Here is a 25,924-nt window from a genome sequence, read left to right as displayed (position 1 = left end):
CATGTCAGTACACACCGAGTCGCAGCGGATGATCGGAGCCCACTACCGGTTCCCGGACTACTTCGAGGTCGGCCGGGAGAAGATCCGGGAGTTCGCCCGCTCCGTCAAGGACGACCACCCGGCCCATTTCGACGAGGCCGCTGCCGCCGAAGCCGGGCATCCGGGGCTGGTGGCATCGCTGACGTTTCTGGCGGTCGCCGGCCGACAGGTGCAGCTGGAGATCTTCGAGAAGTTCGACCTCCCGATCAACATCGCCCGGGTGCTGCACCGCGACCAGAAGTTCACCTTCCACCGGCCGATCGTGGCCGGTGACAAGCTGTACTTCGACACCTACCTGGACTCGGTGATCGAGTCGCACGGCACGGTGGTCAGTGAGGTCCGGAGCGAGGTCACCGACGAGAAGGGCGAGCCGGTGGTGACCAGCGTGGTCACCATGCTCGGCGAGTCGGTCAACCAGGACGCCGACACCGAGGCCAAGACCATCGCCGCCCTCGAGGCGATGCGCGATCGGGCACTGGGCAAGAAGTAGGCCCGCCATTCCGGCGAGCGTGCGCAGTTGGACGCCCGCGCGACATGTCGTGTGCAAACACGCCCACTCGCGGAGAAGAGCGGGGCAGCTCAGCCGAAGAACATGTTGCGGCGGCCGGCGAGCAGCCGGTACAGCGTCTGCTGAATGGTCTCGCGCACCTGATCGGTGAGCTCGAAGGTGACCATCGGGTCGTCAGCGGCGCCGGCCTCGTAGTCGGTGGTCGCAATCGGTTCGCCGAAGGCGATATGCCACTTCGACGGCATCGGCACCAGGCCGGCGGGACCGGCCAGCGGAAACAGCGGCGTGATCGGGAAATAGGGCACGCCGAGCAACCGGGCCAACAGCTTGACGTCGGCGATCATCGGGTAGATCTCCTCGGAGCCGACGATGGAGCACGGTACGATCGGCGCCTTGGTGCGCAGTGCCGCCGAGACGAAGCCGCCGCGACCGAACCGCTGCAGCTTGTAGCGGTCCTTGAACCGCTTACCCAGGCCCTTGTAGCCCTCCGGGAATACTGCGGTCAGCTCACCGGCCTCCAGCAACCGGTTGGCGTCGGAGGTGCACGCCATGGTGTGGCCGGCCTTGCGGGCGGTCGGACCGATCATCGGCAGGTCGAATACCAGGTCGGCGGCGAGCATCCGCAGGTTCCGCTGTTCGGGGTGATGGTCGCGCACCGCCACCGAGAGCATCAGCGCGTCCATCGGCAACACCCCGGCATGGTTGGCCACGACCAGCGCGGGCCCATCGATCGGCAGGTTCTCGATGCCGCTGACCTCGACTCGGAACCAGTCGTTGAAGAACACCCGCAGCAACGGCAGCACCACAGCCTCGTTGAAGTGCGGGTCGAAGCCGAATTCGTCGACCTGGTAGTCCCCGGTGATCCGCTCCCGCAGGAACGCGGCGACCGCGCTCACCCGGCGGGTGAATTCGCTCGGGGTGGGAGCGGCGGCACCGATGGCCCCCACGGTGCCGCGACGCTCGCCGAGTTCACGCACGACGGCGGCCGCCTGCTTGGCCGAGGCCTGTTCGGTCGGACCGGCCAGCGTCGACGGATGCCTACGCAAAGAACTCGAGTGTTTGTGCAGCGGAATGACTTTTGCCCTCGAATCATCAGCCATAGCGCTAACCTCCCCGCACCCTATTGAAGCTGATATCCCCCAGGCGCTGCGCTGCGCTCACTGTTCTCCGCTCCACCGAACGGACCCACTTGGGATCGACGATCGGGTTCAGCCCCCGGCCCCGCACGTAGTCGTCGAAAGCCTCGGCGGTGGTCCACTTGGCGTTGTACCCGAGTTCGGTTCGCATTCTAGCCGTGTCCATCACCCGACCAAAGCTCAGATAATTTAGCTGTTCCCGGTTGATCTCGGTGTAGTTGTTGGCCCGGCGCAGCGAATCCATGACCCACAGCCCAACGCCCGGCAGCGGCACCGGAATGCGGCCTGACCTGCGGATCGCCTGCGACATCATGATGATCCCGTCGGCACCGATGTTGAAGGTGCCGGCCTTGCCGGCCATGGTGGCCCGTTCCAGGGCACCCAGCGCGTCCTGCTCGTGCAGCAGCTGCAGCCGCGCGTCTCGGCCCACCACCATCGGGACCAGCGGGCCGGCGAGGTAGCGCGACAGCGCGGTGTCCATCGCCGGGCCGATCATGTTGGCCATCCGCAGGATGGTGACCGCGATGTCGGGCCGGCGACGACCCAACCCGCGGGCATAGCCCTCGATGTCAATGCTGTCGCGGGGGAACCCCTGCGTCGGAGGACGGCGACTGGTGCTGTCCTCGGAGAACAACACCGGGTCACGCGAGCACGACCCGTAGACCTCCGAGGTCGACTTGAGCACCACCCGCCGCACCGAAGGCGCCTTCTGGCAGGCGGCGAACAACTGCATCGCGCCCATCACGTTGAACTCTTTGAGCGCCGCTCCACCGCCGGACCTTGGCACGTACGACGCCGCCGCCGCGTGCACGACGGTGTCAACTTCGCTGTTTCGAATCACCTTGGCGATAAAGGGGTTACGGATGTCGGCGCGGACAAACTCGGCGCGCCCCATCCGGCGCAGCATGTCCTTGCTCGGCATGACCGCGTCCACGGCAATCACCCGGTTGATCAACGGGTTCTGCGTGAGCCTTGCGGTGAGAAATCCACCCAGAAACCGGCACGCACCGGTGACCAACACAACCTTGGGGTAATGCCGGGCGTCACTGCGCGTGCCGTCGCTCGGGGGTCCGGCCTCGTCCACCCCGTCAGCCTAACGGCCGCGCCGGAAAAGCAGTACCGGCGATCGGCCGCGGCGCGGGGACCTGGACGGGCCTGGGTGGAGTTACTTACCGAGTTTTCTGCGCTGCACGCGGGTACGGCGAAGCAGCTTGCGGTGCTTCTTCTTCGACATGCGCTTGCGCCGCTTCTTGATGACTGAACCCATGAACTCCGCTATCTGCTTCTGCCCGCGCCGACGAGTGGGCGCTGCTGAACTTGATCGACCCGGTTACTTTACCCGTAGGCAGGCACGGACCGGAAAACCGCACCTGACCGGTCACCAGACAGCCGACCCCGGGCGTCGCCGTACGGCGACGCCCGGGGGGCGCTTACCTGTCGACCGGCTCTTTAGCCCGCGTCGAAGAAGGAGGTCTCCAGCAGGTCGTGCACCGCCTTGGCGTGCACCCGGAAAGACCGTCCCACTCGTACCGCGGGTAGCTCGCCGTTGTGCACCAGGCGGTACACCGTCATCTTGCTGACCCGCATCAAAGCAGCCACCTCGGCCACGGTGAGAAATTGTGTCGTGTCACGCGCCGAAGGCCCGTTCGCAGACGTCATCGTTACCCATTTCAATCAGGCACGTGCAGTCTCAGCGGCTTCCCCTCCGCTGCGCCCACACGCACAGACATAGAGGAGAATAGCGGGACAGATGGGGTTCCTGCGACTAGTGAGAGCCAATATGTGAAAAATAAGTGAACTACTCTGATGTAATTTTTAGCTGCTCAGAGCGTGTTTTTGCGGCCTGCACCGCCCGATCGATCGAGGTCCGCAGGCCACCGGCCTCCAATTCACGCAGCGCGGCCGCAGTGGTCCCCCCAGGCGAAGTCACCATTGCTCTCAGGTGGGTCGGGGCGGTGTCGATGCCCCCATTCGGCGCCCCCTCGCCCTCAGCGCGCCCCTCCAGCAGCATCTGCGCCGAGCCGGCCATCGTCTGCACCGCCAAGTCGGTGGCCGCCTGCCGGCTCAAGCCGGCCGCAACCCCGGCGTCCACCAGCGCCTCGACCACCAAGAAGAAGTAAGCCGGCCCCGATCCCGATACCGCGGTGACCGCGTCCATCTGTTCTTCCGGAACGATCGCCACCGTCCCGACGCACTCGAACAGCGCAGCGACCTCGCTGACCTGTTCGTTGCTGGGAAAGCGGCCCTTTGCCAGTGCGCTGGCGCCGGCGCCGACCTTGACCGGGGTGTTGGGCATCACGCGCACCACCGCAGCGCCGGCGGGGAGCTTGGATTCCACGTATCCGGTGGTGAGACCAGCCACGATCGTGACCAGCACCTGCTCGGCACTGTCCTCGGACGCGGCGGTGACGCTCTTGGCGAACTCCTCGACCACAGCGTCGACATCCTGCGGCTTCACCGCGACGATCACCACGGAGGCGTTCTCGATCGCGTCGGCGACCGAGGTCACCAGGACCGAGTACTTCTCGGACAGCTGCCGGGCCCGCTCGCCATACCGCTCGGCGACCACCAGGTCCTTGACCGGGTGGCCGGCAGCCAGCAGCCCCGCCAGCAACGCTTCGCCCATGTTGCCGCCACCGATGATCGCGATTCTGGTCATGGCGACAGCATTTCAGACCCACCGCGCCAGTGCGGCGAAGCCCGGTGCGCAGGCGGGTCGCCCGCTACTGCACCGGGCGATCGCAAGCGCGGCGCCAGCCGGGCGCAGCGGGTCGCCCGCTACTGCACCGGCACCATCGCCAGCTGGCGGGACTGCACCACGATTCGGCCCTCGCAGTCGACCACGGTGTGGTCCTCGTCGAACCAGTCCTGGCCGATCTGCACGCAGCTGCAGATCACCCGCAGCCAGCCGTCGGCCGGGATGGCCCTCAGATAGGCGGTGAGCTGCACGGTGGGCGCCCAGCCGTTGCGGTTGACGGCGAAAGTCACCGGCGCCGACACATCGCCACACAGCAGCGCAAACAGCACGTCGGGTGCAGCGCCTTTGGGCCGAACCCACATCTCGATCACCGGCGGACCGCCATCCGAGCGCGGGCCGAGCGTGGTCAGCGCCGGCCGGATGTCGCAGCCGTGGGCCAGGTGCACGATGTGTTCCATCGGGTGGCCCGGACCGATCGGCTCCAAGCCGGGCGGAGGCTCCGGCGTCATCAGCGGCACCACCGGGTTGAACGACAGCAGTGGCGGCGCGTGGTGTTCTGGCTCACTGAGGGTAATGACGGCGCGCACCGCGGTGCGCTCGCCCTGGTTGAGTTCGACGTCGACCAGGCTGACCCGGCGGCCACGCTTGCGGATCCTGGTGACCAGCTGCATCGGGCCGGGGTCGGGTGCCCACAGGTAGCTGGCGGACACCGCGACCGGCTGTAGCGCATCCGAAGGGGCGCCACACGCCAAGCGGGCGGCGTTGGCGCACAACGCCAGCATGGCCCCACCGTGCACCTTCGGGCCGATGGTCCAATGCTCGTTGAGTTCACCGGCAAACGACGCGACGTCATCGTCACCGTCGATACGTGCCAGGGCCATGGCGTCGGTGAACAGCGTGGATGAGGTCACGCGTGGGCTCCTTGCGTCTCAGCGATCGGGCGGTCAGCGCAGCAGATGCGTCCGGGCGAACTGCAGCGATTCGGTCAGCAGTGCCTCGCGCTCATGGGGCGAACGCGCCTGCGAGGTGGTCACTTCCAGCACCACATGACCGGTGAAGTCGCTGGAAGCCAGCAACTGGCACACCTCGGCGGTGGGCTGGTCACCGCGGCCAGGCACCAGATGCTCATCGGCCGGCAGCCCGGTGCCGTCACACAAGTGCAGGTGTGTCAGCCCCGAGCCCATCCGGCGAGCCATCTCCAAGCCGTCGGTACCGGCGGTCGCGGTGTGCGACAGGTCCAAGGTGTAGTGCGCATGGTTGCCGTCGAGTGGGTCGTGGGACGGTGCGAACGCCGAAATTCCCGCTCCCGGACCGCCTCCGCGGCGACGCATCCGCTCGCGGGACTGATCGGCGCCGAAGAACCGGTCGGCGCGGAACGGGAACATGTTCTCCACCGCTACCGCCACATCGCTGGCGGCCTCCAATTCGGCGACTTGATCGCTGAAACCCTCGGCGTAGCGCCGTTGCCAGCGAAACGGCGGATGCACCACCACGGTCTGGGCCTCCAGCTGCTCCGCGGTCCGGACGCTGCGCTCCAGCTTGGAGATCGGGTTGGAGCCCCACACCCGCTGCGAGATCAACAGACACGGTGCGTGTACCGACAGCACCGGCACCCGGTACTTGCGCGACAACCGCCGGACAGCACCGACGTCCTGGCTGACCGACTCCCCCCACACCATCAGTTCGACGCCGTCGTAGCCGAGCCGGGCCGCGTACTCGAAAGCAGCCTCGGCCCGCAGCGGGTAGACCGAAGCAGTCGACAATCCGACCTTGATGGCAGGGCGCACGAAGTAATAGTGAACGGCTAATTGGCGTGCAACGCCAGCGGCCCCAAGGTAACCAGCAAACCGACCGCGACTGCGATCAACGTACTGACGATGTCGACGGTCTTACGGACTGCCTGCACAGCAGCCACCAGACCGAGTGTGACCAGGACCGTGAGTACCAGGGCCACGATGCTGTTCCACCGCCACAGCTGGTCGAAAACGATGAACAAGCCGCCACCGAACGCCACCGCCAGGATCGACTGCAGCACCACCAGCAAGCCGCCCACCACACCTGGGTGGCCGACGTACTGGTCGGCCGGCTCGGCGTCGGCGGCCGCCTCAGCACTGTCGGCGCCGGCAATCTCCGCATCGGCGCCAGCGTCGGCAACCAGGGCTGACCCGCCCGCACGTCCGGCGGATCGACCCTTGGTCAGGAATGACCGCACGAATGCGGAATCCCCGGTCGGCAGGTCGACGTCGCGAACGTCGGCCTCCATGACGTCGACGGCGATATCGGTATAGATATCAACCGGATCCGGACGCATCCGTTCGGCACCCGAGCCCGTCGACCGCGTTTCGGCCGGCTGACCGTTCTCTGCGACGGGCGGCTCGGACCGACGCATCGGACGGGGGTAGGCACTTTGCTCGGGCCCGCTGTCACGTGGTGCCGGCGGTGGAGACTTGGGCCAGCGCGGCTCGGGTACCGGCCGCTTGGCGGGCTCGACCCGCTGCACGGGACGCGGCCCGGTCGCAGGCCGGTCCTCCTCGATGAAGCCGGGCGCCGGGCCGATAGGCAGCGCACCACTTGGCTCACTGTCGGCACTTACCGACGGCGGGGCCGGGACGTCGGGTTCGGGAGGAGCTTCGTCGCGGATGATCGGGATCTCCCCGGTCAGTTCAGCGACGGTGACGGCGTCGGCATTGCCGCGCCGGCGCCGGCGTCGCCCGGTGACCGGCGGGGAACCGATGGTGCCGTTCTTGGCGAGTAGTTCGGCAACCGAGATGGGTCGCGTCTCGACGTCGCGGGGGTCAGGCTTGGATCCACTCATCGGTGCCCTCCCTTTGACCGCGCCGCGGCCATGTCCGCCGCTGGGGATCCGAACAGGGTGACACCGTCGGCTTCACTGTCGAGTCTGCGCAGGATCAAGCCCTCCCGCAGCGCCCACGGGCAAATCTCCACCGTTTCGATTGACAGCGCTCGCATGCTCGCTTCCGCCACTAGAGCACCCGCCACGATCTGCGGCGCTCGCTCGGCGCTCACCCCTTCCAATTCGGCCCGATCAGCCGTGGTCATCCTAGAGATGAATGATATGAGCTGCCTAAGGCCAGTGGCGGTCAATGTGCGTCGGACGCGCGGCCCGGCGGCCGACGGGGCCGCTCCGGTCAGCCGCGCCAGCGAACGAAACGTTTTGGAGCTCGCGACCGCCAGATCGGGCGGCCCGGCGTCCAAAACGGCCGCAGCGGCACCGGCCAACTCGGTGTCCAGCCAGTCCCGCAGCATGGCCACCCGGCGCCGGCCGGGCGGGTCTTCGGTCAGCCACTCCCGAGTGAGCCGTCCGGCACCCAACGGCAGGGATAGCGCGACGTCCGGCTCCTCGTCGACACCGCTGGACATCTCCAGCGAGCCGCCACCGATATCGAGATTGTTGATCCGCCCGGCACTCCAGCCGAACCAGCGCCGCACTGCCAGGAACGTCAGCCGGGATTCGTCCTCGCCGGCGAGCACCTGCAACTCGACACCGGCCTCCGAACGCACCCGGGCCAGCACTTCCTCGGAGTTGGACGCGTCACGCACCGCCGAGGTGGCGAACGCCACCAACTCCGCACAGCCCGAACTCGCTGCGATCGTGGCGAATTCGCCCACCGTGGACACCAACTTGTCGGCCCCGCGCCGGGTGATCTTGCCGGAGCTGTCAGTCGCCTCGGCCAGGCGCAGCGTGGCCTTGGTCGAGCTCATCGGAGTCGGGTGACCACCCCGGTGGGCATCGACCACCAACAGGTGGACGGTATTGCTGCCGACGTCGAGCACCCCTAATCGCACGCACCCAACTTAGTGGTGCCAGGCCCGGACATGGTGAGGCAACGCGAATTTCTGGTCTAGCGTGGAGTTTCGTGACCCCCGCGCAGCGCCGCTCCCATCCCGGCGAGGTCGATCTGGACTTCCCTCGCGAATGGGTGGAGTTCTACGACCCCGACAACCCCGAACACCTGATCGCCGCCGACCTCACGTGGCTGCTGTCCCGCTGGACCTGTGTTTTCGGCACTTCCGCCTGCCAGGGCATCGTGGCCGGCCGCGCGGACGACGGGTGCTGTTCTCACGGCGCCTTCCTGTGTGACGACGACGACCGGGCCAACCTCGATGACGCGGTCGCCCAACTCACCGACGCCGACTGGCAGCTGCGCGAGAAGGGTCTGGGCCGCAAGGGTTACCTGGAATACGACGAGAACGACGGTGAGCAACAACTGCGCACCCGCACCGTCAAGGGCGCCTGCATCTTCCTGAACCGGCCGGGATTCGCCGGCGGTGCGGGCTGCGCCCTGCACATCAAGGCCGTTCGCCTCGGCGTGGAACCCCTGACGATGAAGCCCGAGGTGTGCTGGCAGCTACCGATCCGGCGCACCCAGGATTGGGTCACCCGACCCGACGACAGCGAGATCCTCAAGACCACGATCACCGAATTCGATCGGCGCGGCTGGGGCCCGGGCGGCGAAGACCTGAATTGGTACTGCACCGGCGACCCGGCGGCCCACGTCGGCGCCCGACAGGTCTGGCAGAGTCTGGCGCCCGAACTGACCGAGTTGCTGGGCGCAAAGGCCTATGCCGAACTGGCGGCCATCTGCGAGCGGCGTAACGAACTCGGCCTAGTGGCCATTCACCCCGCCACCCGGGCCGCGCGGCCCACCTAACCGGATCGTCGTGCACTTGGATGGCCGCAAAATTCACCAATCTGATCGCCGCAGGCCAGACCGCGTTTTCTCGCCAGCGCCGGGCTGCCGGTAAGGCCGGCTGACGGCGGGATCGGCCAGGTATCGCGACGACCGCGCGTGGTCGGGTTCACGACCGAACGATTTTCGGCAGGCGACCGGCGCCGGTATGATCGGCCCATAGCGCCGCGTAGCGCAGCAACTTCGCGGAGTGCGTACTGAATTGAGAAACGCGCCCAACGCGGGCATGATCGCCTATATTACGACGCCCGCCGGAGAATCATGATCAGGACCGAGATGCATACCGTGGATATGGAGCTCGACCGGAACGGACACACGCCGTCGGTCGTTCTTAGGCCTCCCGTGGTCCTGGAAGCGCGTAAACTCAACAAACAGTTCGGTGAGGGCGATACTGCCACCCCGATTTTGCGTAACATCGATATCCAGATAACGCGCGGCGAATTCGTTGCCATGGTCGGCCCCTCCGGTTCGGGCAAGTCCACCCTGTTGAGCATCCTCGGCCTGTTGGACCTGCCGACCAGTGGCGATGTCCTCATCAACGGCCAGAGCGTCTCCCAGCTCTCGCGCAAGCAGCTGGCTGCGGTGCGATGTCAGACGCTCGGCTACGTCTTCCAAGCCTTCAACCTTCTGGCGGGCCTCTCAGTAGTCGAGAACGTGATGCTCCCCGGCCTGCTGGCCGGCAAATCCGGCCGCGCCCAGCACGCCCATGCGATGAGCCTGCTCGACCAGGTCGGCCTGGCCGCCAAGTCCAAGCGCGTTCCGTCGGAATTGTCCGGCGGCGAACAACAGCGCGTGGCCGTTGCGCGAGCGCTTTTCATGAGGCCCGACGTGATTCTGGCCGACGAGCCGACCGGCAACCTCGACACCGTAAATGGTCAGCGGGTTATCGACGCGTTGTATAACTTGAATGCAGCCGGCCAGACAATTGTTCTGGTGACCCACGACCGGAAAATCGCTGACGACGCTCCTCGTCTGATTTCATTGCTCGACGGTGAAGTTGAGACCGACAGCGGAATGGCTCACGCGGCAAATAATGTGACATGGCTCGCGGAACATTAGCCGCGACATTCGGCCTGCTGCGGATAATCAACTTCCGCGCCGTCCGTAAACACGCATTTAGGGCCGCACTGGCCGCTTTCTCGCTCGGCGGCGGTGTCGCAGTCGTCGTGGCCGTCATGATCGAGGTCACCAGCGTCTCCAAGGCCGTCGAAGACGTCGGCTACCAGATCGCCGGGCCGGCACCTCTGCGGGTGGTCGGGGCGGCTACCCGCGGCGGCATCAGTCCCGCCGTCGTCGAAGACTCCCGGGCGGTGCCCGGGGTGGCAGCCGTGGTGCCGGTCATCCGCGGAGTGACCATGATCCGCAACGACGGCAAAGAGAGCTTCGGCCTGGGTCTGGGCGTGGACTGCTCCGCACAGTGGATCGTCGACCCGAAGGTCTGCCAGACCGGGCAGGCCGAACCCCCACCGGCGATCTCGAAGACACTGGGCGACTCCCTGGACGCCTCGGCGACCCTGGTCACCGATGTCGGGCAGCTGTCGTTAGAGAAGTTCCAGCGCGTGTCCGACCTCGACGACGTCAACAACGGCCTGGTCGCGGTGCTGCCGCTGAGCATGGCGAAAGTGCAGTTCGCTCGCGGCGACCGGGTGGACATGCTGTATGTGACCCTGGCCAAGGACGCTGACGCGAACCAGGTCCAGCAGCGACTGAAGACCACCCTGGGCCCCACCTACAGCGTGCAGCCCCGCAGCGAGCCGGCCAAGGGCTACAACGTCAACGACGTGCTGCTGCCCCTGCTGGGGATCTTCGCCCTGATCTCGATCGGCGTCGGGGTCATCCTGATCACCCAGATCACCCGGCTCTCGGTGGAGGAGCGTCGACGCGAGATCGCGATCGCGTCCGCACTGGGGGCCTCGCCCGCGTCGATCATGACCGGATTCCTCAGCGAGGCCGGGCTGCTGGGTGCGGTGGGCTCGGCGATGGGCGTGCTGACCGGCATCGTGATCTCCGAACCCATCGTGGCCAGCGCCAGCGAACTGACCGAACGCTTCGTCGGCGTCACCGTTCCGGTGATCCTCAAGCCGGCGATCCTGGTCGTCGGCGTCCTGGCCGGCATCCTGCTGGCGGTGGGGGCCGCGATCGGCCCCGCCCTGTCGGCGTCCAACACTCCCATCGCAGCCGAGCTGTCGGGGCGGGCAGCGCAGGAACAGACCACGCAGCGCAAGATCTGGTTCAAGGCGCTGCTGCTGCTGGGGATCGGACTGAGCGGCGTGATCGCGGCGCGCCTGGCGACACTGTCCGGTGCGCTGGTCGCCTGGCAGGCCATCATCGCCGACGTCGGCGCGGTCGTCGCCCTCATCGGTCTCCTGCTGGCTACGGCGTACTTGAGCGCCCAGGCGATCACCAGCCTGCGCCCGCGGCCGGAAAAGTCGAGCGGAGCGACGCTGACCATCGCGCTCAACGCGCTGCGCTCGGACCGGTCACGTACCGCGGCCATCTCGGGAGCCATCGCGGTGCCCGTCGTGGTCGCGATCCTGCTGTCCGGATTCCTGGTGGCGATCCACATCGGCGCCACCAAGGTCGCCGAATCGCAAGCGGACGGCCGCATTGCCATCACCACGACGCAGTTCGCCGATTACGGGCCCATTGATGCCCGATTCGCTCCGCAGACGGTCAACAAACTGAACTCGGTGGCCGGGGTGGAAAAGACCGAGCGGATGGCTGAAATCGAGATCAGCCTCAAAGACGGGTCGTTAGCGCATATTCAGGCGCAAGATCGGCCGACATTTCCGTTCGGATTACTCGCGGGGCAATCCCCGGAGGCCAGCCAGAAAGCCAATCAGGTCGTGATCGGTAGCGTCCTGGCCCGCGAGAAAAATCTCCACATCGGTGACACTCTTGTATTTGGAAGTGGACTCGATGCGCAAGCGATGGGCATCGGCACCATCGTGGCCACGCCCGAATACGGTGGACGTCGGATCTACATGCCCTATGCGATCGCCGAGCAGATCTACGGCCCCCAGCCCGCCGGCCTGATCTTCGCCACCCCCGCGTCCGGATTCACCGCCGGTCAGGTCATCGAGAACATCAAGGCCGCGCAGTTCGACCAGCCGCTGACCGCGGTGGACACCGACGGCTACGCCTCCGACATCGCGGCCTCCATCGGCCGTTATCTCACGCCGCTGAACACCCTGAAGTACGGCCTGCTCGCGATCGCCTTCATCTCGGTGCTGTCGACGCTGCTGCTGGTCGGTATCCGCCGCAGGCGCGAGGTCGCGCTGATCCAGGCGCTGGGCGCCACCCGCCTGCGCGTATTCAGCATCACCACCATTGAGGCCGTCGTCGCCGGCGCGGCCGGCGGACTGTTCGGCGCGGTGCTCGCGATCGCTATCTCCGAGGCCGTGCGACGGGCAGCCGTCGTCAACGTCGGCCTGGTCACCCCGCTGGTGTTCCCCTGGACCGACGCGGTGGTCTATGCCGTGCTGGCCACCGTCGCCGCAGTCTTTGCGGCCATCATTCCCGCCTGGAAGAGCACTCGGTCCACTCCGGCGACCGAACTCCGCGACGAGTGAGCTCGCCGCGCTGACCCGTTAAGGATCCGATGACAGCCACCACCCCCACCGTGCCGGGCTTCACCGGCGAAGCCGTCTACCCCGGCGATGCCCGCTACGACGAGGTGCGCCAGGTCTTCAACGGTTTGATCGACAAGCGGCCGCGGGTGGTCCTGCAGTGCCGCTCGCAGGACGACATCGTCGCCGCTGTGCGCTATGCCGTGGACTCCGGTGCCCAGATTGCGGTACGCAGCGGCGGTCACAGCGTCGCCGGCCACTCCGCCACCGATGGCGGCATCGTCATCGACCTGACGCAGATGCGCGGAGTGCGAGTCGACGCGCAGGCGCGGATCGCCTACGTGGACGCCGGCGCCACCTGGGGCGACGTGGACCCGGTCACCAGCCGCCACGGCCTGGCCTGCCCCGGCGGGGTGGTCTCGACGACGGGCGTCGGGGGCTTTTCACTCGGCGGCGGAATTGGGTGGCTCTCCCGCGCCCACGGCATGACCTGCGACAACCTGATCGGCGCCACACTGGTGACCGCATCCGGCGAGGTGATGACGGTCAGCGAGACCGAGAACGCCGACGTGCTGTGGGGCCTGCGCGGCGGGGGCGGCAACTTCGGCGTCGTGGCGCAGTTCGTGCTGCGCCTGCACCCGATCGACGGTGTGGTGGCCGGCGTGCAGTCCTACCCGGACACCGACGCCGAGGCAGCCCTGCGGCACTTCCGCGCCCAGATGGACAACGCACCCGACACCCTGGCGTCCATCCTGGACTTCTCCACCGACCTCACCACGGGCCAGTCGCTGGTCAATGTGCTGGCCTGCTCGACGCGGACCGATCAGACCGGCAGCGAAGACGTCAGCGCGCTGCTCAACGTTCGAGGCGTGGCGGCCAAGCCGGTGGTGGCCGTGCAGCACAAGCTGGACTACTCGACCTGGCAGCAGGCCCTGGACTACACGGCGCCCTACGGCTGGCTGAACTACTGGAAGTCGCTGTTCGTCACCGAACTCACCGACGAGGCGATCCGGCGCATCGCCCTGCTGGGGCGGTCGCGTCCCTCGGCACAGACCCGGCTGCACCTGATCCGGCTCGGCGGGTATGCCAGCCGGGTTCCGGAAGAGTCGACGGCTGTCGTCGCCCGCCAGCACCCCTACATCATTCATCTGATGGCGACGTGGACCGACCCCGCCGACAGCGCGCGCTGCACGGCGTGGGCCGGGCAGGCCTTCGAGATTCTGCGGCCGCTGGGACCGGCAAGTGCCTATCTGAACTTCGTCGGCGACGAAGGGCAAGACCGCATTCGCGCGACATTCGGTGACGCCGGCTACCAACGTCTTGCCGAACTCAAGGCACGCCTCGATCCGGCCAACCGGTTCACCCTGAACCACAACATCGAGCCCGCAACGGGGAGCTAAGCGCCCCGTAGTTCTCAGTGTGTCGCCAACGCGGACACACTTTTACGCCAGCGCACCGTAGGTATTGTTGTCCGCGAGGAAAGGACGCAATGATGTCAGGCGCGCACGATGATGACTTGGCCTTCGCCGGAGTCGCGCGCTTGGCGCAGTTGGTGCACGCGCGTGAGGTATCGCCGCGCGAGCTGGCGACCCTATATCTGGATCGAATCGCCCGGCTTGACCCGGTTTTGAACGTCTTCCGCACCGTGATGGGCGACCAGGCGATGGCTGAGGCAGCACACGTCGAGCAGCGGCTGGCTGCCGGAGAAACACTGCCGCTGGCCGGTGTGCCGATCGCGGTCAAGGACGATACCGACGTGGCAGGCGTTTCCTCTATGTGTGGCACCGGAATTGACGCCGGCCCCGCAAGCGCCGACAGCGCCGCCGTACGGCGGCTCCGGGCTGCGGGCGCGGTGATCATCGGCAAGACGCATCTCTCGGAATTTGGCGCCTATCCCGTGAGCGAATCGGCGACCTGGGGAGTGACCCGCAACCCATGGGATCTGTACCGGACCCCGGGCGGCTCCAGCGGCGGCTCGGCCGCGGCGGTCGCCGCCGGCATGGTGCCCGGCGCCACCGGCAGTGGCAGCGGCGGGCCGGGCCTCGACATCCTGATGACCCCGGGGCTGGCGATCCCGCCGGTTCGGGTGGGCTACTTCGAGGGCCTCGGACCGACCCGGGCCATGCTGCGGATGCTCAAGTTCATCCCGTTCACCTTCCCCCAGTGCTACAGCGGTCAGCCGGCCGTCTCGGTCCCGGTCGGACTCAGTGCCGACGGCATACCCGAGGCGGTGCACCTGGTGGCGCGGGCCAACGACGAAGCCACCCTGATTTCGCTGGCGGCGCAGATCGAGTCGGTGCAGCCCTGGGCGCAGCTCCGGCCGCCGACCGAAGCTCTGCTGTCGCAGGTGGGCTGACACCGGCTGCCGGTCATGCCGGGTAAGACGTCGCTTACTTTGCGGGCTTGAGCCCCTCAAGCGCACACAGAATGACCGTCTCGACCTCGTTCGATGCGGTGTCGGGGTCGTCCGCGTCGATGATGAACAACACGGCGTTGTAGAACATACCGAAGAAGATTTCGACGGTGGCCTCAACCGGAACCGGGCGGGCGTATCCGTTGGCTACGAGGCTCTCTAGGGTTGCACGTAATAACGGTAGGGTCTGCTGCTCGTTGAGTTCCCGTACGCGGTCCCAGCCTAAGACGCTGACCACCTGCCGAAGAAGTGCACTGGCATCGCCGTCGGCGATGTAGCCGTGGAGAAACAAGCGGATCGCGGTCTGCACTTTTTCCCAGGGCTCTTCCGACTCTGCCGGCATCGCCTCGATGACCTTGGCCGTAACCGCTTCCTGGCTGGCGCGGAAAAGCTCGGCGAAGATCGCTTGTTTGTCCTGGAAATGGTGATAGACCGTCCCTTTGCTGGCCTGCGCCAGTTCGGCGATCTCGTCGACAGAGGTTGCGTCGAACCCCTTTGAGACGAACAGCGTCTTGGCTGCGGCGAGCACAGCTTCACACGTCAGCGCGGCGTATCTCTCGCGCCGGTTGACCTTGACGTCGCTCACCATCCCGATGATACTCATCAACCAATGACTATCTACCGACTGACAGTCAATGAACGACCAAGAGTCAAATATGCGATTCAGGAGCTCTGAAGTGAACGATCACGCTGTTGTTCTCGGCGCGGGTATCGCCGGCCTCGTTGCCGCAGCAGTGCTCGCCGAGCAGTTCACGTCAGTGACGGTATTGGAGCGAGACCGGTTGCCCGACAATCCCGTTCATCGACGCGGAATACCACAGGGGCGTCATCTGCACAGTCTGCTCAGTCGCGGCTCGCAGATCATGGAGGAGTTACTCCCCGGGTTTCTCGCCGACCTCACCGAGGCTGGAGCTCTGATCCTCGACGACGCCGACATGCGCCGTATCTACAGCCGAATAGGCCCCTACGCCTTTAACCGCACCGACCCGGCCGCGGACCCGGCAGCCCTGGTCACCTACCAGGCCAGCCGGCCGTTTCTGGAGTTTCACCTGCGCCAACGGGTCTCAGCCCTGCCAAATGTGACGTTCTTCGATGGTCGTGACGTCGACGAACTCATCGCCACGCAGCCCAATCACGTCACCGGCGTGACGGTCAGCGTCCGCGCCTCGGGACGCACCGAGACTCTGCATGCCGAACTGATCGTCGACGCCACCGGCCGCGCCACCCGCACACCCATGCTGCTGGAGCGGCTCGGCTACCCCCAGCCCCCGGAGCAGACGTTCGCTGCTGACGGCATCTACCACAGCCAACAGATCACCATCCCCGAGCAGGACGACTTTCTGGAACGCATGATTCTGGTCCTACCCGAAGGGAGGTCACAACGCGGCGGCCTGGTGGCTTGTGAGAACGATACCTGGACATTGACGATTTCCAGCCGAGTCAACGATCTGGCTTATGCGCCAACCGATTTCGCTGATATGTTCGCCTTGGCGCAGGACTTCATACCGCCACATATCCTGCCGGCTCTGCACCGCGGGCAGCCCCTGACTGCGGTGTCGACGTACCGGTATCCCGGAGGCGTGTGGCGACGCTACGACCGCCTGACCCGCCACCCGAAAGGCCTCCTGGCCCTCGGGGACGCGCTGTGCAGCCTGGACCCCATTAACGGCCAAGGCATGACGATGGCCGCCCGGCACGGCACGTTGCTGCGCGCCCAACTCCGTGATACGAAAACCGTTGACCCGCAGTCCTTCTACGCCGCTGTTGCGGCGATCGTCAAACCCGTCTGGACCGCCAACGCACATCCGCTCCCCGCCAGTGGCGACAGCCTCCGGGCTTCTGTGTCGCAACGCGCGGTTCGATGGACCCGCCGCTCCCGCCGCCGGCTGCGTCGGCGCCTAGGAACGTCGGCAAACAGCTCGTCCACCAGCTGGGATAGGACACGAATTCGCACGGTAGACGGTTGTAGTTGAAGCGACTACACTCACACCGTGGGTGACCGCCTACTGGACCCAGAACAACTCGATGACCACGACCCGTTCGAGATAGACACCCAGGCCGCATACTTGTTCAAGCACCCTCACCTCGGTATCGACGACGTATTCGACGTGTGGGTATCCGATCCGCTGTTTTATCCGGCCAATCCACCCGCGCATTGGCTGATGTGTGCCGAAGTCGCAGGCAAGGTTCTCGTCGTGCCCGTTGCGCCGTCCCGAACCGGGGACATCCGCAAGTGCCGCCCGATTGGGTGCTACGTCGCCTCCCAACATCTTGCCGACCAATACAGGAAAGACCGATGACCAACGCTGACATGACCCCCGATCAGGAATACGAGTTCTACGCACGGCCGGAAAACCAGGAACCGCAGGGGCCGCCGATCCGTCGGCGCGGACGCATGTCCGTTCCTATCCCGGTCCGCCTTCCGCCCGAGTTGCTGGAGCGTGTCCGCAAAGCCGCCGAGGACGATGACCGCTCGATATCGGCGTGGATTCGCCGGGCAGTGGAGCACGAACTGGCGAACTGAGTTCAGCCCGACGAATTTCCGGCTTGTGACCAGTCCTGCTTCTCCGAATGCTGCGATGCCGATGTCGGCTGTCTTAGATAACCAAGCGCTCGTCGAAGCGCGGGCCGATGACACGGACGAAACACATTGGTCGACGGTTGACGACTTCGACAAGCGGATCCGCAGCCGGTTCGCGTGACGCGCAGGCTGCGCGTCCATAACGGCGTCCCGCTCTGGCCCCGACTGTTTGGCGCCGCTGTACCGGCAGCACGTTCCGACCACTCCGTGGTCCCGCGTGCGTCGATGAGCGCAAACTGACTAGCTCGAGAACCTGGCCCGTGCCAACATTGACCGCATGACCCACTCGCTGCTTGATCGGGCGATCTACTCATATCCGGACGTGGATCGCCTTGTCGGCTTGCATGCCGGCACTGCGAGGCGCTGGCTGGAGGGTTACACCCGCGGCGGCAAGTTCTACGACCCGGTGCTCCGAGAGGAACCGACGGGCTCGGACTCGGTGACCTGGGGCGAGATGGTTGAGTCTCGGCTACTGGCCGAGTACCGCAGTCGGGATGTCCCTGTCCAGCGACTCCGTCCGGCTATCGTCGCGCTCCGCAGCGAGTTCGGGCGCTACCCGCTGGCTCATGCCCGCCCGTTTCTCGATGTTGAAGGACGCGAACTTGTCCGGATGGTGCAGGACCGGGTCGGCCTTGAGCGCCCGCTTCAGCTCGTGGTGGTTCGCAATGGGCAACTGGTGTTGGCGCTCCCGGCTGAGCAATTCCAATCGGCAGTCGGATACACCGACGACGTGGTGGCCCACATGAAGCCTGATGTCCGCACCCCGGAGGTCGTGATGGACCCGCGTAGGGCATTCGGTCAACCCGCGATCCATGGTGTGAAGACTGAATCGCTTGCTGAGGACTACCGGGCTGGCACCAGTCGCGACGCACTCGCGGACCTCTACGACCTTGCGCTCGAGCAGGTCGATGAAGCCATCCGCTTCGAATTGATCGCAGGTAGCGAGCGCACTGCCTGATGGCCCAGGGGTTTGCGCCGGTGTACTTCACCGACGAGAACACCCTCGGACTAGGCAAACTCTTGCAACGCCGCGGACGCGAAGATATCCGGTACCCCGGACACGAGGAACTGCCGGAGGTCCCACGCGGCACCGACGATCAGGATTGGCTCCCGGTAGTCGGTGCCCTCGGGTTCATCGTGCTCAGCCGAGACCGGCGCATCAGGTCGCGTCCTGCTGAACTGCGCGCCTATCACGAACACGGTGTCCGCTCCGTATGGATTGGAGCCAAACAGGACCTCGGTCCAGAGCAGCAGGTGGAGATTTTCCTCCAACACGAGGAGCGCTTGAGGCGGGAGATCGTCAAGCGTGGCCCTGGTCCATGGGCCGTGGCGATGAGCCCGTCAGGCGTAAGACCGTTGCAGCTGCGACCCAACCCCGGGGTTTGAAGCACTGGCCAGACAGAGCCGGGCCCGGGGCGTGACGCCACCCAGTCGCGGCCGGCACGTGCCCTCGCATCCGGTGTTGGAGAAGGCCTACGCCAACACCGCTGGCGCGGAGGCCTACTCGTCCACCCGCTGGGACAGGGCGTCACGAGCGTTAGGCAGCCCCCGCGGTCTTGAGGTTGCGGTCTAAGAACTCCAGCTGGTCGGCGACCACCCGCTCGAAGGCGTCGCCGACATAGATGTCGAAGTGGCCCTCGGGGTACCTCTTGACGGTGCCGCGGGGCGCCTTGGCGGCATAGCGCAGGGTCGGGCCGGCCGGGGCGACCGAGTCGGTGTCGCAGACGCAGAACAGGATCGGGCAGCTCACCTTGGCCGCCAGCCGGCCCGGACGGTAGGTGAGGATCTTCGTCGCGATCCGTGCGGCCACTTCGTTGCGGATGGTCTTTCCCTCCGGAACCAGCTTCAGGTAGCCGGGGTAGGCGTCGGGCGTGGTCATCAGCGCGACCTCCCCCGGGCGGCCGGCGGTGGCCACCAGCACCGGCGGGTTGCCGAGCGCCGCCGCGGCCAGATCCCGTAGGCCCAGCAGGCTGACCCGCGCGGTGGTCAGCGGCGGGATGGTGCGCGCCGAGGCGATGCCGTCGGTGAACGGGCACTGCGACACGACTGCCGCCACCGGCAGCCGTGCCGCGGTGGCGATCACGTGACCACCGGCAAACGAGGTGCCCCACAACCCGATTCGGGCCGGGTCGATACCGGCCAGGGTGTGCGCGTAGTCGACGGCGGCGGCCCAGTCCGCCAGCTGCATGCCCACATCGAGCAGCTGGCGGGGAGCGCCGTCGCTGTCGCCGAAGTTGCGGTAGTCGAACACCAGGCAGGCGTAGCCGGCGGCGGCGAACCGCTCGGCGTAGGCATCCAGGCGCATGGTCCGCACCGCGCCCAGGCCATGCGCCATCACCAGCAGCGGGGCGCGGCTGGGACCGGCGTTGTCGGGGCGGTACAGCCAGGCGCTGATGCGGTCCGCGCCGGATCGAAACGAGACGTCTTCGCGGGTAGCCATGGCTAAAGGTAGCGCGCCGTGTGGTAGACCGGCATCCGTGACCGGGCCGGAGAATCTGCTCCAGCGACTGGCGGACGTGGTGGGTCCCGCCTATGTCACCGACGATCCCGACGTTCTGGACGGACGCAGCGTCGACTACACCGGCCGCTACCAGGGCCGGGCCCGCGCGCTGGTGCGGCCCGGATCGCCCGAGGACGTCGCCGCGGTGCTGCGGCTCTGCCGCGACGGCGGCGCGCACGTCACCGTCCAGGGTGGCCGCACCTCTCTGGTGGCCGGCACCGTCCCCGAACACGACGACGTACTGCTGTCCACCGAGCGGTTGAACACTCTCGGAGAGGTCGACGTCGTCGAGCGCCGGGTGTCGGTGGGGGCGGGCGCGACGCTGGCGGCGGTGCAGCGCGCGGCGGCTGGGGCCGGGCTGGAGTTCGGTGTCGACCTGACTGCCCGGGACACCGCGACCGTCGGCGGGATGGCCTCGACCAACGCCGGCGGGCTGTGCACCGTTGCCCACGGCAACATGGCCGAGCAGGTACTCGGCCTGCAGGTGGCGCTGCCGGATGGCTCACTGCTGCACCGGCACAGCGCGGTGCGCTCGGACAACACCGGCTACAACCTGCCCGCCCTGTTCGTCGGCGCCGAAGGCACCCTGGGCGTCATCACCGGGCTGGATCTGCGGTTGTATCCCGTTCCTGCGCAACGGGTTACAGCGGTCTGCGGCTTCGCGGATCTGCAGGCCTTGGTCGGCGCCGCCCGGGTTTTTCGCGACGTCGCCGGCATCGCGACGTTGGAGTTGATCGATGCCCGCGTCGCCGCGTTGACCGGCGAGCGGCTCGGGGTGGCCGCCCCGGTGCGCGGTGACTGGCTGCTGCTGGTGGAGCTGACCGGAGACACCGATCAGACCGATCGCCTCGCCGAACTGCTGGCGCAGGCGCGTTCCTGCGACGAGCCGGCGGTGGGCGTGGACCCCGCCACCCGGCAACGGCTCTGGCGCCCGCCACGACGCCTACTCGAACCAGCCTTCCTTGCTCGCGTCGCGGTCCACCACACCCGCCAAGGCCTGGCCCGCCGTCGGCCGACCGCGCCACCCAACACTGACAGTGCCGAAAAGGAGGGATCGACATGACCATCACCCAAGAAGAACTCATTGCCGGCATCGCCGAAATCATCGAGGAAGTCACCGGTATCGAACCGTCTGAGGTCACGATCGAGAAATCGTTCATAGACGATCTGGATATCGACTCATTGTCGATGGTGGAGATAGCGGTCCAGACTGAGGACAAATACGGCGTCAAGATCCCTGACGAGGATCTCGCCGGTCTCCGGACCGTCGGTGACGTCGTCGCCTACCTACAGCAACTCGCGGCAGACAATCCTGAGGCTGTTGAAGCGATCCGCGCCCAGCGACGCGGGCCGGACAGCCCAAAATCCTCATAAATTTCTTAATTTGCGGTCTGCCCCGGGTTTCTGTCGGTGGGTCGAACTAGTGTTCGAGGCATGGGTAGGGACGCGTTCGCGGATCGGGAGACCATCATGGCTTCTCTTGATGCGATTGAGGCAGCCTATGACCGGCTGGAGGCGTGTTCGTTCGACGGCTTGAGTGCCGAAGAATTGGTGGCGGTGCTGTCCCGCCGGGAGGCCTTGGCGTGGCGGGCCCCGGTGGTCGATCATCTGATCCTGGCCCGGCTGGTCACCGAGGATCCTGGGGCGTTGGGGGCCTGTTCACTGGTCAAAGTGTTAGAGGAGCGGTTGCGGATCAGCTCTGCGGTGGCGCGGCGCCGATTGGGGGAAGCCGCCGACTTGGGTCCACGCACCGCCGTGACCGGGGAACCGTTGGAACCGGTGCTGCCGACACTGGCGGCTGCCCAAGCCGCCGGACGGGTCGGTCCCGAACACGTGGTGATCGCCCGCAAAGCCTTGGCCAAAATCCCCACCGCCGTGGCCGCCGCCGATCGTGAACGCGCCGAAGCGGACCTGGCGATATTGGCGCAGGAATTCGGACCCGAAACCTTCGCCCGCCTCGCCGATCACCTGGTCGCCGTACTGAACCCTGACGGGGACTTCACGGATCGAGAACGCCTGGCCAAGCGGGGGCTGCGTCTGGGCCGCCAAGGTGTCGATGGGATGAGTTCACTGTCGGGCACGATCACCCCGGAACTACGCGCCACCCTGGAGCCGATCCTGGCCAAACTCGCCGCGCCCGGGATGTGCAACGCCGCTGATGAGCACCCCTGTGTCAGCGGGACGCCGAGCCAGGAACAGATCAGCGCCGATGATCGCCGCCCCGATCAACGCACCCACGACGCCCTGCTGGCCGCATTCCGCGCCGTCCTCGCCTGCGGGGACCTCGGGCAACTCAACGGGCTGCCGGTCACCGTCATCGTCACCACCACCCTGGCCGAACTGCACGCCGCAACCGGACACCCACCACTGACCGACACCAAGGTGACCGGCAAAGCCCACACCGCCGGCGGATCACTGCTGCCGATGACCGACCTGCTGCGCATGGCCGAACACGCCTACCACTACCTGAGCGTGTTCGACGGCAAAGGCCGCGCCTTATGGCTGGGGCGCAGCAAGCGCCTGGCGACCGGCGATCAGCGCATCGTGCTGCACGCCCGCGACCGCGGGTGCACCCGACCCGGCTGCACCGTCTCGGGCTACCTCTCCCAAGCCCATCACGCCGAACACGACTGGGCCGACAACGGCCGAACCGACATCGACGCCCTCGCCCTAGCGTGTGCACCCGACAACCGGATGGCCACCAAACAAAACTGGATCACCCGACTCGGGCCCACCGGCCGCGTCGAATGGATCCCGCCGCCCCGACTCGATCGCGGCCAACCCCGCACCAACCCCTTCCACTTCATCGAAGCCGTCATCGACTACCACCGCCGGCGTCCCGAGCCGGGTAACCCGCCCGACGCCGACGACGCCGCCGGTTTCCGCGACGAACAGCCACCACCGATCGACCCCGACGAGGATTGGTCGTGGCTCGAGGACCCCGTCCCCGGTGACTTCGACTACGACGCCGCCCTCGAGGACCTCCAACGCAGCTACGAAGAAATGGACTTCAACGAGCCACGAGTCTGATCTCCCAACTGGAACCGTCATGCGATCCGCCCAGCCCGCGCCCGTCAGTCGCGGTGCTTGATCCCCACCGCCTGACGCAGCTGGGCGAGGAACTGCTCGGAGTCATCGCTGCGAATGATGTAGTGCGAGATGGCAATCCGGATCGCAGCGGCCGCCTTCACCGGGGCATCGGGCCCGGTCAGCATCCGTTGCAGGCCCTCGCGCATCGGCACCATGATGCGGGAGAAATCGGCGAGCACGTGCTTGGGTTCGATGTCGATCATTCGCACGCCGGTGTGCGAGTGCTGATAGTCGACGATGAAACACAGTGCGGCGTCGAGCTTTTCGGCGCCCTTCAGTCCTTCGGTGGCGCGGGCGATCCCGCTGTCGAAAATGTGCCGCTCGTAGCGGGAGAACGCCGAGACCAGCTCGTCCTTCGACGGGAACCATCGATACAGGGTGGGGCGCGAGACCCCGGCCTGGGCGGCCACCTCGGACATGCTGAGCTTGGTCATCCCATTGCGCCCGAGCACCTCCGCAGTGGCCGCGAGGATCCGCTGCCGGGTCGAGCCGTCGGGGGCGTCCACCGTGCTGCGGGCCATAGCGGAAACTTTACAAAAAATAGCGAAAGTGTCACGCCGGGTGGGTGCCAGGGCGGACGGCACCGCGGGTTCAGTGCGAATCGAACGTGATGATCTGGCGCACCGCGGCGCCGTCGGCGAGCTGGTCCATGGCCTCGTTGATCTGCTCCAGCGGCACGGTCGCCGACACCAGCTGCTCGACGGGAAGACGGCCGGCCCGCCACAACTCCACAAAGCGCGGGATGTCGCGCGCGGGGACCGCCGAACCCAGATAGCTGCCGATCAGCGAGCGCCCCTCGGCAACCAGACCCAGCGGGGACACGCTAATCCGGGCATCCGGTGGCGGCAGCCCGACGGTGATGGTGCGACCGCCCGGTGCGGTCAAACCGATCGCGGCCTCCAGCGCAGCGGGATGACCCGCCGCTTCGATCACCACCGGGGCGCGCACGCCGGCGTCAAGGGCCTGCTGCGGGGTATAGGTGAGGTGAGCGCCCAGCGCGGTTGCGGTGGCCAGCTTGTCCGGCAGCCGGTCGATCGCGATGACCTGCACGCCGTCGTGGGCCAGCGCGGTCAGCACCGCGGCCATCCCAACCCCGCCGAGCCCGACCACCGCCACGGTGTCACCCGGCGCCGGACGGCCGACGTTGAGCACGGCGCCGCCGCCGGTCAGCACCGCGCAGCCCAGCAGGGCGGCCACCGTCGGCGGCACGTCATCGGGTACCGGTACCGCGCTGGTCTGGCTGACCACGGCGTGCGTGGCGAACCCAGACACCCCGAGGTGGTGGTAGACGGTCTGGTCGGCGCGATGCAGCCGCTGCCCGCCGCCGAGCAGTGTGCCCGCGCCGTTGGCGGCGCTGCCGGGCTCACACGGCGCTCGGCCGTCGGTGGCGCACGCCGCGCAATGGCCGCAGCGGGGCAGGAAGGTCAGCACCACCCGCTGGCCCGGCCGCACGCTGGTGACCCCGGCGCCGACCGCTTCGACGATGCCGGCGGCCTCGTGGCCGAGCAGCATCGGTACCGGTCGCACCCGGTTGCCGTCGACCACCGACAGATCGGAGTGACAGACCCCGGCGGCCTCAACCCGTACCAGCAGCTCGCCCTCGCCGGGCGGGGCCAGCTCCACCTCGGCCACCGTCAGCGGGCGTGAGGTGGCATAGGGCCGCGGCGCCCCGATCCGCTCCAGCACCGCCCCGCGGATCGTGGTCATGCTGGAATACAACCATGAGTTCGGACGCAGCGGTCCCGCCCGCCCCGGAAGGCTTGACCAGCCACGACTTTCCGGTGCACTGGCCGGTGTTGACCCGCTGGGCCGACAACGACATGTTTGGCCACCTCAACAACGCGGTGTACTACCAGCTGTTCGACACCGCGATCAACGGCTGGATCGCCGCACATGTCCCGGCTATCGACCCGGTCGCGACGCCGGAGCTGGGGGTGGTCGCCGAATCGGGTTGCCGGTTCCTGGGCGAACTCGCCTTCCCGGACCGGCTCGCGGTGGGGCTGGCCGTCACCCGGTTGGGGCGCAGCAGCGTCACCTATCGGCTTGCGGTGTTCCGGGCCCCGGACGGCGACGACGCCGCCCCACTGGCCGCGCTCGGGCACTGGGTGCACGTTTACGTCGACCGCACCACCCGGCGGCCAGTGCCGATCCCCGACGGGATTCGCGCGCTGCTGGCCACCGCCCAGGTTTAACTCGGCGGCCATATCGCCGGTGGCTATGCTCGGCGGGTGCCGCTCGTGAGCAAGACCGTCGAAGTCGCCGCCAATGCCGCCACGATCATGGGGATCGTCGCCGACTTCGAGGCGTACCCGCAGTGGAACGAAGAGATCAAAGGGATCTGGGTGCTGGCCCGCTACGACGACGGCCGGCCCAGCCAGCTGCGGCTGGATGCGTCCTACTCCGGTTTCGACGGCACCTTCATCCAGGCCGTCTACTACCCCAGTGACACTCAGATCCAGACCGTGCTGCAGCAGGGCGATCTGTTCAGCAAGCAGGAGCAGTTGTTCTCGGTGGTCGAGATCGGCCCGACCACGCTGCTCACTGTCGACATGAACGTCGAGACCCAGATGCCGGTGCCCAAGCCGATGCTCAAGAAGGCCTTCAGCAACGCCCTGGACTATCTGGCTGACAATCTCAAACGGCGCGCCGAAGAACTGACTTCGGGCTAGCACGAAGCG

At 66.9% G+C, this 25,924-nt stretch carries 28 protein-coding genes and 2 pseudogenes; 17 read left to right on the top strand and 13 right to left on the bottom strand.

Annotated elements, in window-relative coordinates; translation table 11 throughout:
- Position 1 precedes the first annotated feature (1 nt).
- Positions 2–529 carry an FAS1-like dehydratase domain-containing protein gene (locus BN4346_RS28305; RefSeq protein ID WP_067969070.1) on the top strand — a complete coding sequence of 176 codons (528 nt, stop codon included), beginning with the start codon at positions 2–4 and terminating at the stop codon, positions 527–529.
- An 89-nt stretch (positions 530–618) separates the two neighbouring features.
- Here BN4346_RS28305 and BN4346_RS28300 read toward each other — a convergent pair whose 3' ends face one another.
- The 9 genes from BN4346_RS28300 to BN4346_RS28260 all read right to left on the bottom strand — a co-directional run bounded on the left by BN4346_RS28300 (position 619) and on the right by BN4346_RS28260 (position 8,188).
- Positions 619–1,647 carry a lysophospholipid acyltransferase family protein gene (locus BN4346_RS28300; protein WP_067969069.1) on the bottom strand — a complete coding sequence of 343 codons (1,029 nt, stop codon included), beginning with the start codon at positions 1,645–1,647 and terminating at the stop codon, positions 619–621.
- Positions 1,648–1,651: 4 nt separating this feature from the next.
- Positions 1,652–2,767 carry an SDR family oxidoreductase gene (locus tag BN4346_RS28295; protein WP_067969067.1) on the bottom strand — a complete coding sequence of 372 codons (1,116 nt, stop codon included), beginning with the start codon at positions 2,765–2,767 and terminating at the stop codon, positions 1,652–1,654.
- Between the two features lie 81 nt (positions 2,768–2,848).
- Positions 2,849–2,950 carry a 30S ribosomal protein bS22 gene (locus BN4346_RS28290; RefSeq protein ID WP_003402602.1) on the bottom strand — a complete coding sequence of 34 codons (102 nt, stop codon included), beginning with the start codon at positions 2,948–2,950 and terminating at the stop codon, positions 2,849–2,851.
- A 182-nt stretch (positions 2,951–3,132) separates the two neighbouring features.
- The gene (locus tag BN4346_RS28285; RefSeq protein WP_024442553.1) at positions 3,133–3,342 is read right to left on the bottom strand and encodes a helix-turn-helix domain-containing protein; all 210 of its coding nucleotides are present in this window, start codon (positions 3,340–3,342) and stop codon (positions 3,133–3,135) included.
- Positions 3,343–3,481: 139 nt separating this feature from the next.
- Positions 3,482–4,342 (bottom strand): pyrroline-5-carboxylate reductase, encoded by an 861-nt coding sequence (gene proC, locus BN4346_RS28280; RefSeq protein ID WP_067969065.1) that lies wholly within the window; start codon positions 4,340–4,342, stop codon positions 3,482–3,484.
- 119 nt (positions 4,343–4,461) lie between these two features.
- Positions 4,462–5,292, bottom strand: coding sequence for a thioesterase family protein (locus tag BN4346_RS28275; protein WP_067969061.1), 831 nt, complete (start codon positions 5,290–5,292; stop codon positions 4,462–4,464).
- A gap of 33 nt (positions 5,293–5,325) precedes the next feature.
- Positions 5,326–6,168 carry a sugar phosphate isomerase/epimerase family protein gene (locus BN4346_RS28270; RefSeq protein ID WP_067969060.1) on the bottom strand — a complete coding sequence of 281 codons (843 nt, stop codon included), beginning with the start codon at positions 6,166–6,168 and terminating at the stop codon, positions 5,326–5,328.
- A 17-nt stretch (positions 6,169–6,185) separates the two neighbouring features.
- A complete protein-coding gene (locus tag BN4346_RS28265) occupies positions 6,186–7,196 on the bottom strand; it encodes a hypothetical protein (RefSeq protein ID WP_067969057.1) in 1,011 nt (336 codons plus the stop codon).
- A complete protein-coding gene (locus BN4346_RS28260) occupies positions 7,193–8,188 on the bottom strand; it encodes a Ppx/GppA phosphatase family protein (RefSeq protein ID WP_067969054.1) in 996 nt (331 codons plus the stop codon). Before BN4346_RS28260 ends, BN4346_RS28265 begins: the two co-directional genes overlap by 4 nt.
- Positions 8,189–8,259: 71 nt before the next feature.
- On the opposite strand from BN4346_RS28260, the gene BN4346_RS28255 reads away from it, so the two are divergent.
- The 5 genes from BN4346_RS28255 to BN4346_RS28235 all read left to right on the top strand — a co-directional run bounded on the left by BN4346_RS28255 (position 8,260) and on the right by BN4346_RS28235 (position 15,018).
- Positions 8,260–9,054: a hypothetical protein gene (locus BN4346_RS28255; RefSeq protein ID WP_067969051.1), complete on the top strand. Its 795-nt coding sequence runs from the start codon at positions 8,260–8,262 to the stop codon at positions 9,052–9,054.
- A 300-nt stretch (positions 9,055–9,354) separates the two neighbouring features.
- Complete coding sequence (locus tag BN4346_RS28250; protein ID WP_235653544.1) at positions 9,355–10,152, top strand: ABC transporter ATP-binding protein; 798 nt, start codon at positions 9,355–9,357, stop codon at positions 10,150–10,152.
- A complete protein-coding gene (locus tag BN4346_RS28245) occupies positions 10,134–12,665 on the top strand; it encodes an FtsX-like permease family protein (protein WP_067969046.1) in 2,532 nt (843 codons plus the stop codon). The genes BN4346_RS28250 and BN4346_RS28245 overlap by 19 nt, the downstream gene beginning before the upstream one ends.
- A gap of 29 nt (positions 12,666–12,694) precedes the next feature.
- Positions 12,695–14,062 carry an FAD-binding oxidoreductase gene (locus BN4346_RS28240; RefSeq protein WP_067969043.1) on the top strand — a complete coding sequence of 456 codons (1,368 nt, stop codon included), beginning with the start codon at positions 12,695–12,697 and terminating at the stop codon, positions 14,060–14,062.
- A 92-nt stretch (positions 14,063–14,154) separates the two neighbouring features.
- Complete coding sequence (locus BN4346_RS28235; protein WP_078058494.1) at positions 14,155–15,018, top strand: amidase family protein; 864 nt, start codon at positions 14,155–14,157, stop codon at positions 15,016–15,018.
- A gap of 34 nt (positions 15,019–15,052) precedes the next feature.
- On the opposite strand, the gene BN4346_RS28230 is transcribed toward BN4346_RS28235, so the two are convergent.
- Complete coding sequence (locus tag BN4346_RS28230) at positions 15,053–15,661, bottom strand: TetR/AcrR family transcriptional regulator (protein ID WP_167666203.1); 609 nt, start codon at positions 15,659–15,661, stop codon at positions 15,053–15,055.
- Between the two features lie 91 nt (positions 15,662–15,752).
- Between BN4346_RS28230 and BN4346_RS28225 the strand changes: the two genes are divergently transcribed.
- The 6 genes and pseudogenes from BN4346_RS28225 (at position 15,753) to BN4346_RS49835 (ending at position 19,042) form a co-directional block, all read left to right on the top strand.
- On the top strand, positions 15,753–17,048 hold the full coding sequence (locus BN4346_RS28225; RefSeq protein ID WP_167666202.1) for an NAD(P)/FAD-dependent oxidoreductase: 1,296 nt from the start codon (positions 15,753–15,755) through the stop codon (positions 17,046–17,048).
- An 18-nt stretch (positions 17,049–17,066) separates the two neighbouring features.
- The gene (locus BN4346_RS28220) at positions 17,067–17,375 is read left to right on the top strand and encodes a hypothetical protein (protein WP_067969032.1); all 309 of its coding nucleotides are present in this window, start codon (positions 17,067–17,069) and stop codon (positions 17,373–17,375) included.
- Complete coding sequence (locus tag BN4346_RS28215; RefSeq protein ID WP_067969028.1) at positions 17,372–17,599, top strand: ribbon-helix-helix domain-containing protein; 228 nt, start codon at positions 17,372–17,374, stop codon at positions 17,597–17,599. Before BN4346_RS28220 ends, BN4346_RS28215 begins: the two co-directional genes overlap by 4 nt.
- Before the next feature lie 76 nt (positions 17,600–17,675).
- Positions 17,676–17,777 (top strand): annotated as a pseudogene (locus BN4346_RS28210) (antitoxin); the annotation flags it as partial.
- Between the two features lie 156 nt (positions 17,778–17,933).
- A complete protein-coding gene (locus tag BN4346_RS28205; RefSeq protein WP_067969024.1) occupies positions 17,934–18,614 on the top strand; it encodes a DUF433 domain-containing protein in 681 nt (226 codons plus the stop codon).
- The gene (locus BN4346_RS49835) at positions 18,614–19,042 is read left to right on the top strand and encodes a PIN-like domain-containing protein (RefSeq protein ID WP_167666201.1); all 429 of its coding nucleotides are present in this window, start codon (positions 18,614–18,616) and stop codon (positions 19,040–19,042) included. The genes BN4346_RS28205 and BN4346_RS49835 overlap by 1 nt, the downstream gene beginning before the upstream one ends.
- Before the next feature lie 151 nt (positions 19,043–19,193).
- Here the strand turns inward: BN4346_RS49835 and BN4346_RS28195 are convergent, their stop codons facing one another.
- The gene (locus BN4346_RS28195) at positions 19,194–20,096 is read right to left on the bottom strand and encodes an alpha/beta hydrolase (protein ID WP_067969018.1); all 903 of its coding nucleotides are present in this window, start codon (positions 20,094–20,096) and stop codon (positions 19,194–19,196) included.
- Between the two features lie 55 nt (positions 20,097–20,151).
- On the opposite strand from BN4346_RS28195, the pseudogene BN4346_RS28190 reads away from it, so the two are divergent.
- The 3 genes and pseudogenes from BN4346_RS28190 to BN4346_RS28180 all read left to right on the top strand — a co-directional run.
- Positions 20,152–21,108, top strand: a pseudogene (locus BN4346_RS28190) (FAD-binding oxidoreductase); the annotation flags it as partial.
- Between the two features lie 107 nt (positions 21,109–21,215).
- Entirely contained in the window at positions 21,216–21,530 is a 315-nt protein-coding gene (acpM, locus tag BN4346_RS28185) for a meromycolate extension acyl carrier protein AcpM (protein WP_067969015.1), read from the top strand.
- 60 nt (positions 21,531–21,590) lie between these two features.
- The gene (locus tag BN4346_RS28180) at positions 21,591–23,186 is read left to right on the top strand and encodes an HNH endonuclease signature motif containing protein (RefSeq protein ID WP_067969012.1); all 1,596 of its coding nucleotides are present in this window, start codon (positions 21,591–21,593) and stop codon (positions 23,184–23,186) included.
- Positions 23,187–23,230: 44 nt separating this feature from the next.
- On the opposite strand, the gene BN4346_RS28175 is transcribed toward BN4346_RS28180, so the two are convergent.
- Positions 23,231–23,767 (bottom strand): TetR/AcrR family transcriptional regulator, encoded by a 537-nt coding sequence (locus BN4346_RS28175; protein WP_067969010.1) that lies wholly within the window; start codon positions 23,765–23,767, stop codon positions 23,231–23,233.
- Between the two features lie 70 nt (positions 23,768–23,837).
- Positions 23,838–24,953 carry an alcohol dehydrogenase catalytic domain-containing protein gene (locus tag BN4346_RS28170; RefSeq protein ID WP_067969007.1) on the bottom strand — a complete coding sequence of 372 codons (1,116 nt, stop codon included), beginning with the start codon at positions 24,951–24,953 and terminating at the stop codon, positions 23,838–23,840.
- 14 nt (positions 24,954–24,967) lie between these two features.
- Between BN4346_RS28170 and BN4346_RS28165 the strand changes: the two genes are divergently transcribed.
- Both BN4346_RS28165 and BN4346_RS28160 read left to right on the top strand, forming a co-directional pair.
- Positions 24,968–25,438, top strand: a complete 471-nt coding sequence (locus tag BN4346_RS28165) for an acyl-CoA thioesterase (protein WP_067969005.1) — start codon at positions 24,968–24,970, stop codon at positions 25,436–25,438.
- A gap of 36 nt (positions 25,439–25,474) precedes the next feature.
- Positions 25,475–25,915, top strand: a complete 441-nt coding sequence (locus BN4346_RS28160) for an SRPBCC family protein (RefSeq protein ID WP_067969001.1) — start codon at positions 25,475–25,477, stop codon at positions 25,913–25,915.
- Positions 25,916–25,924: the final 9 nt, after the last annotated feature.

It is taken from the genome of Mycolicibacter icosiumassiliensis, assembly GCF_900078685.2.
Lineage (GTDB): Bacteria > Actinomycetota > Actinomycetes > Mycobacteriales > Mycobacteriaceae > Mycobacterium > Mycobacterium icosiumassiliensis.
The sequence above is the reverse complement of the archived record's forward strand: the minus strand, read 5'-3'. Positions and strand labels throughout refer to the sequence as shown.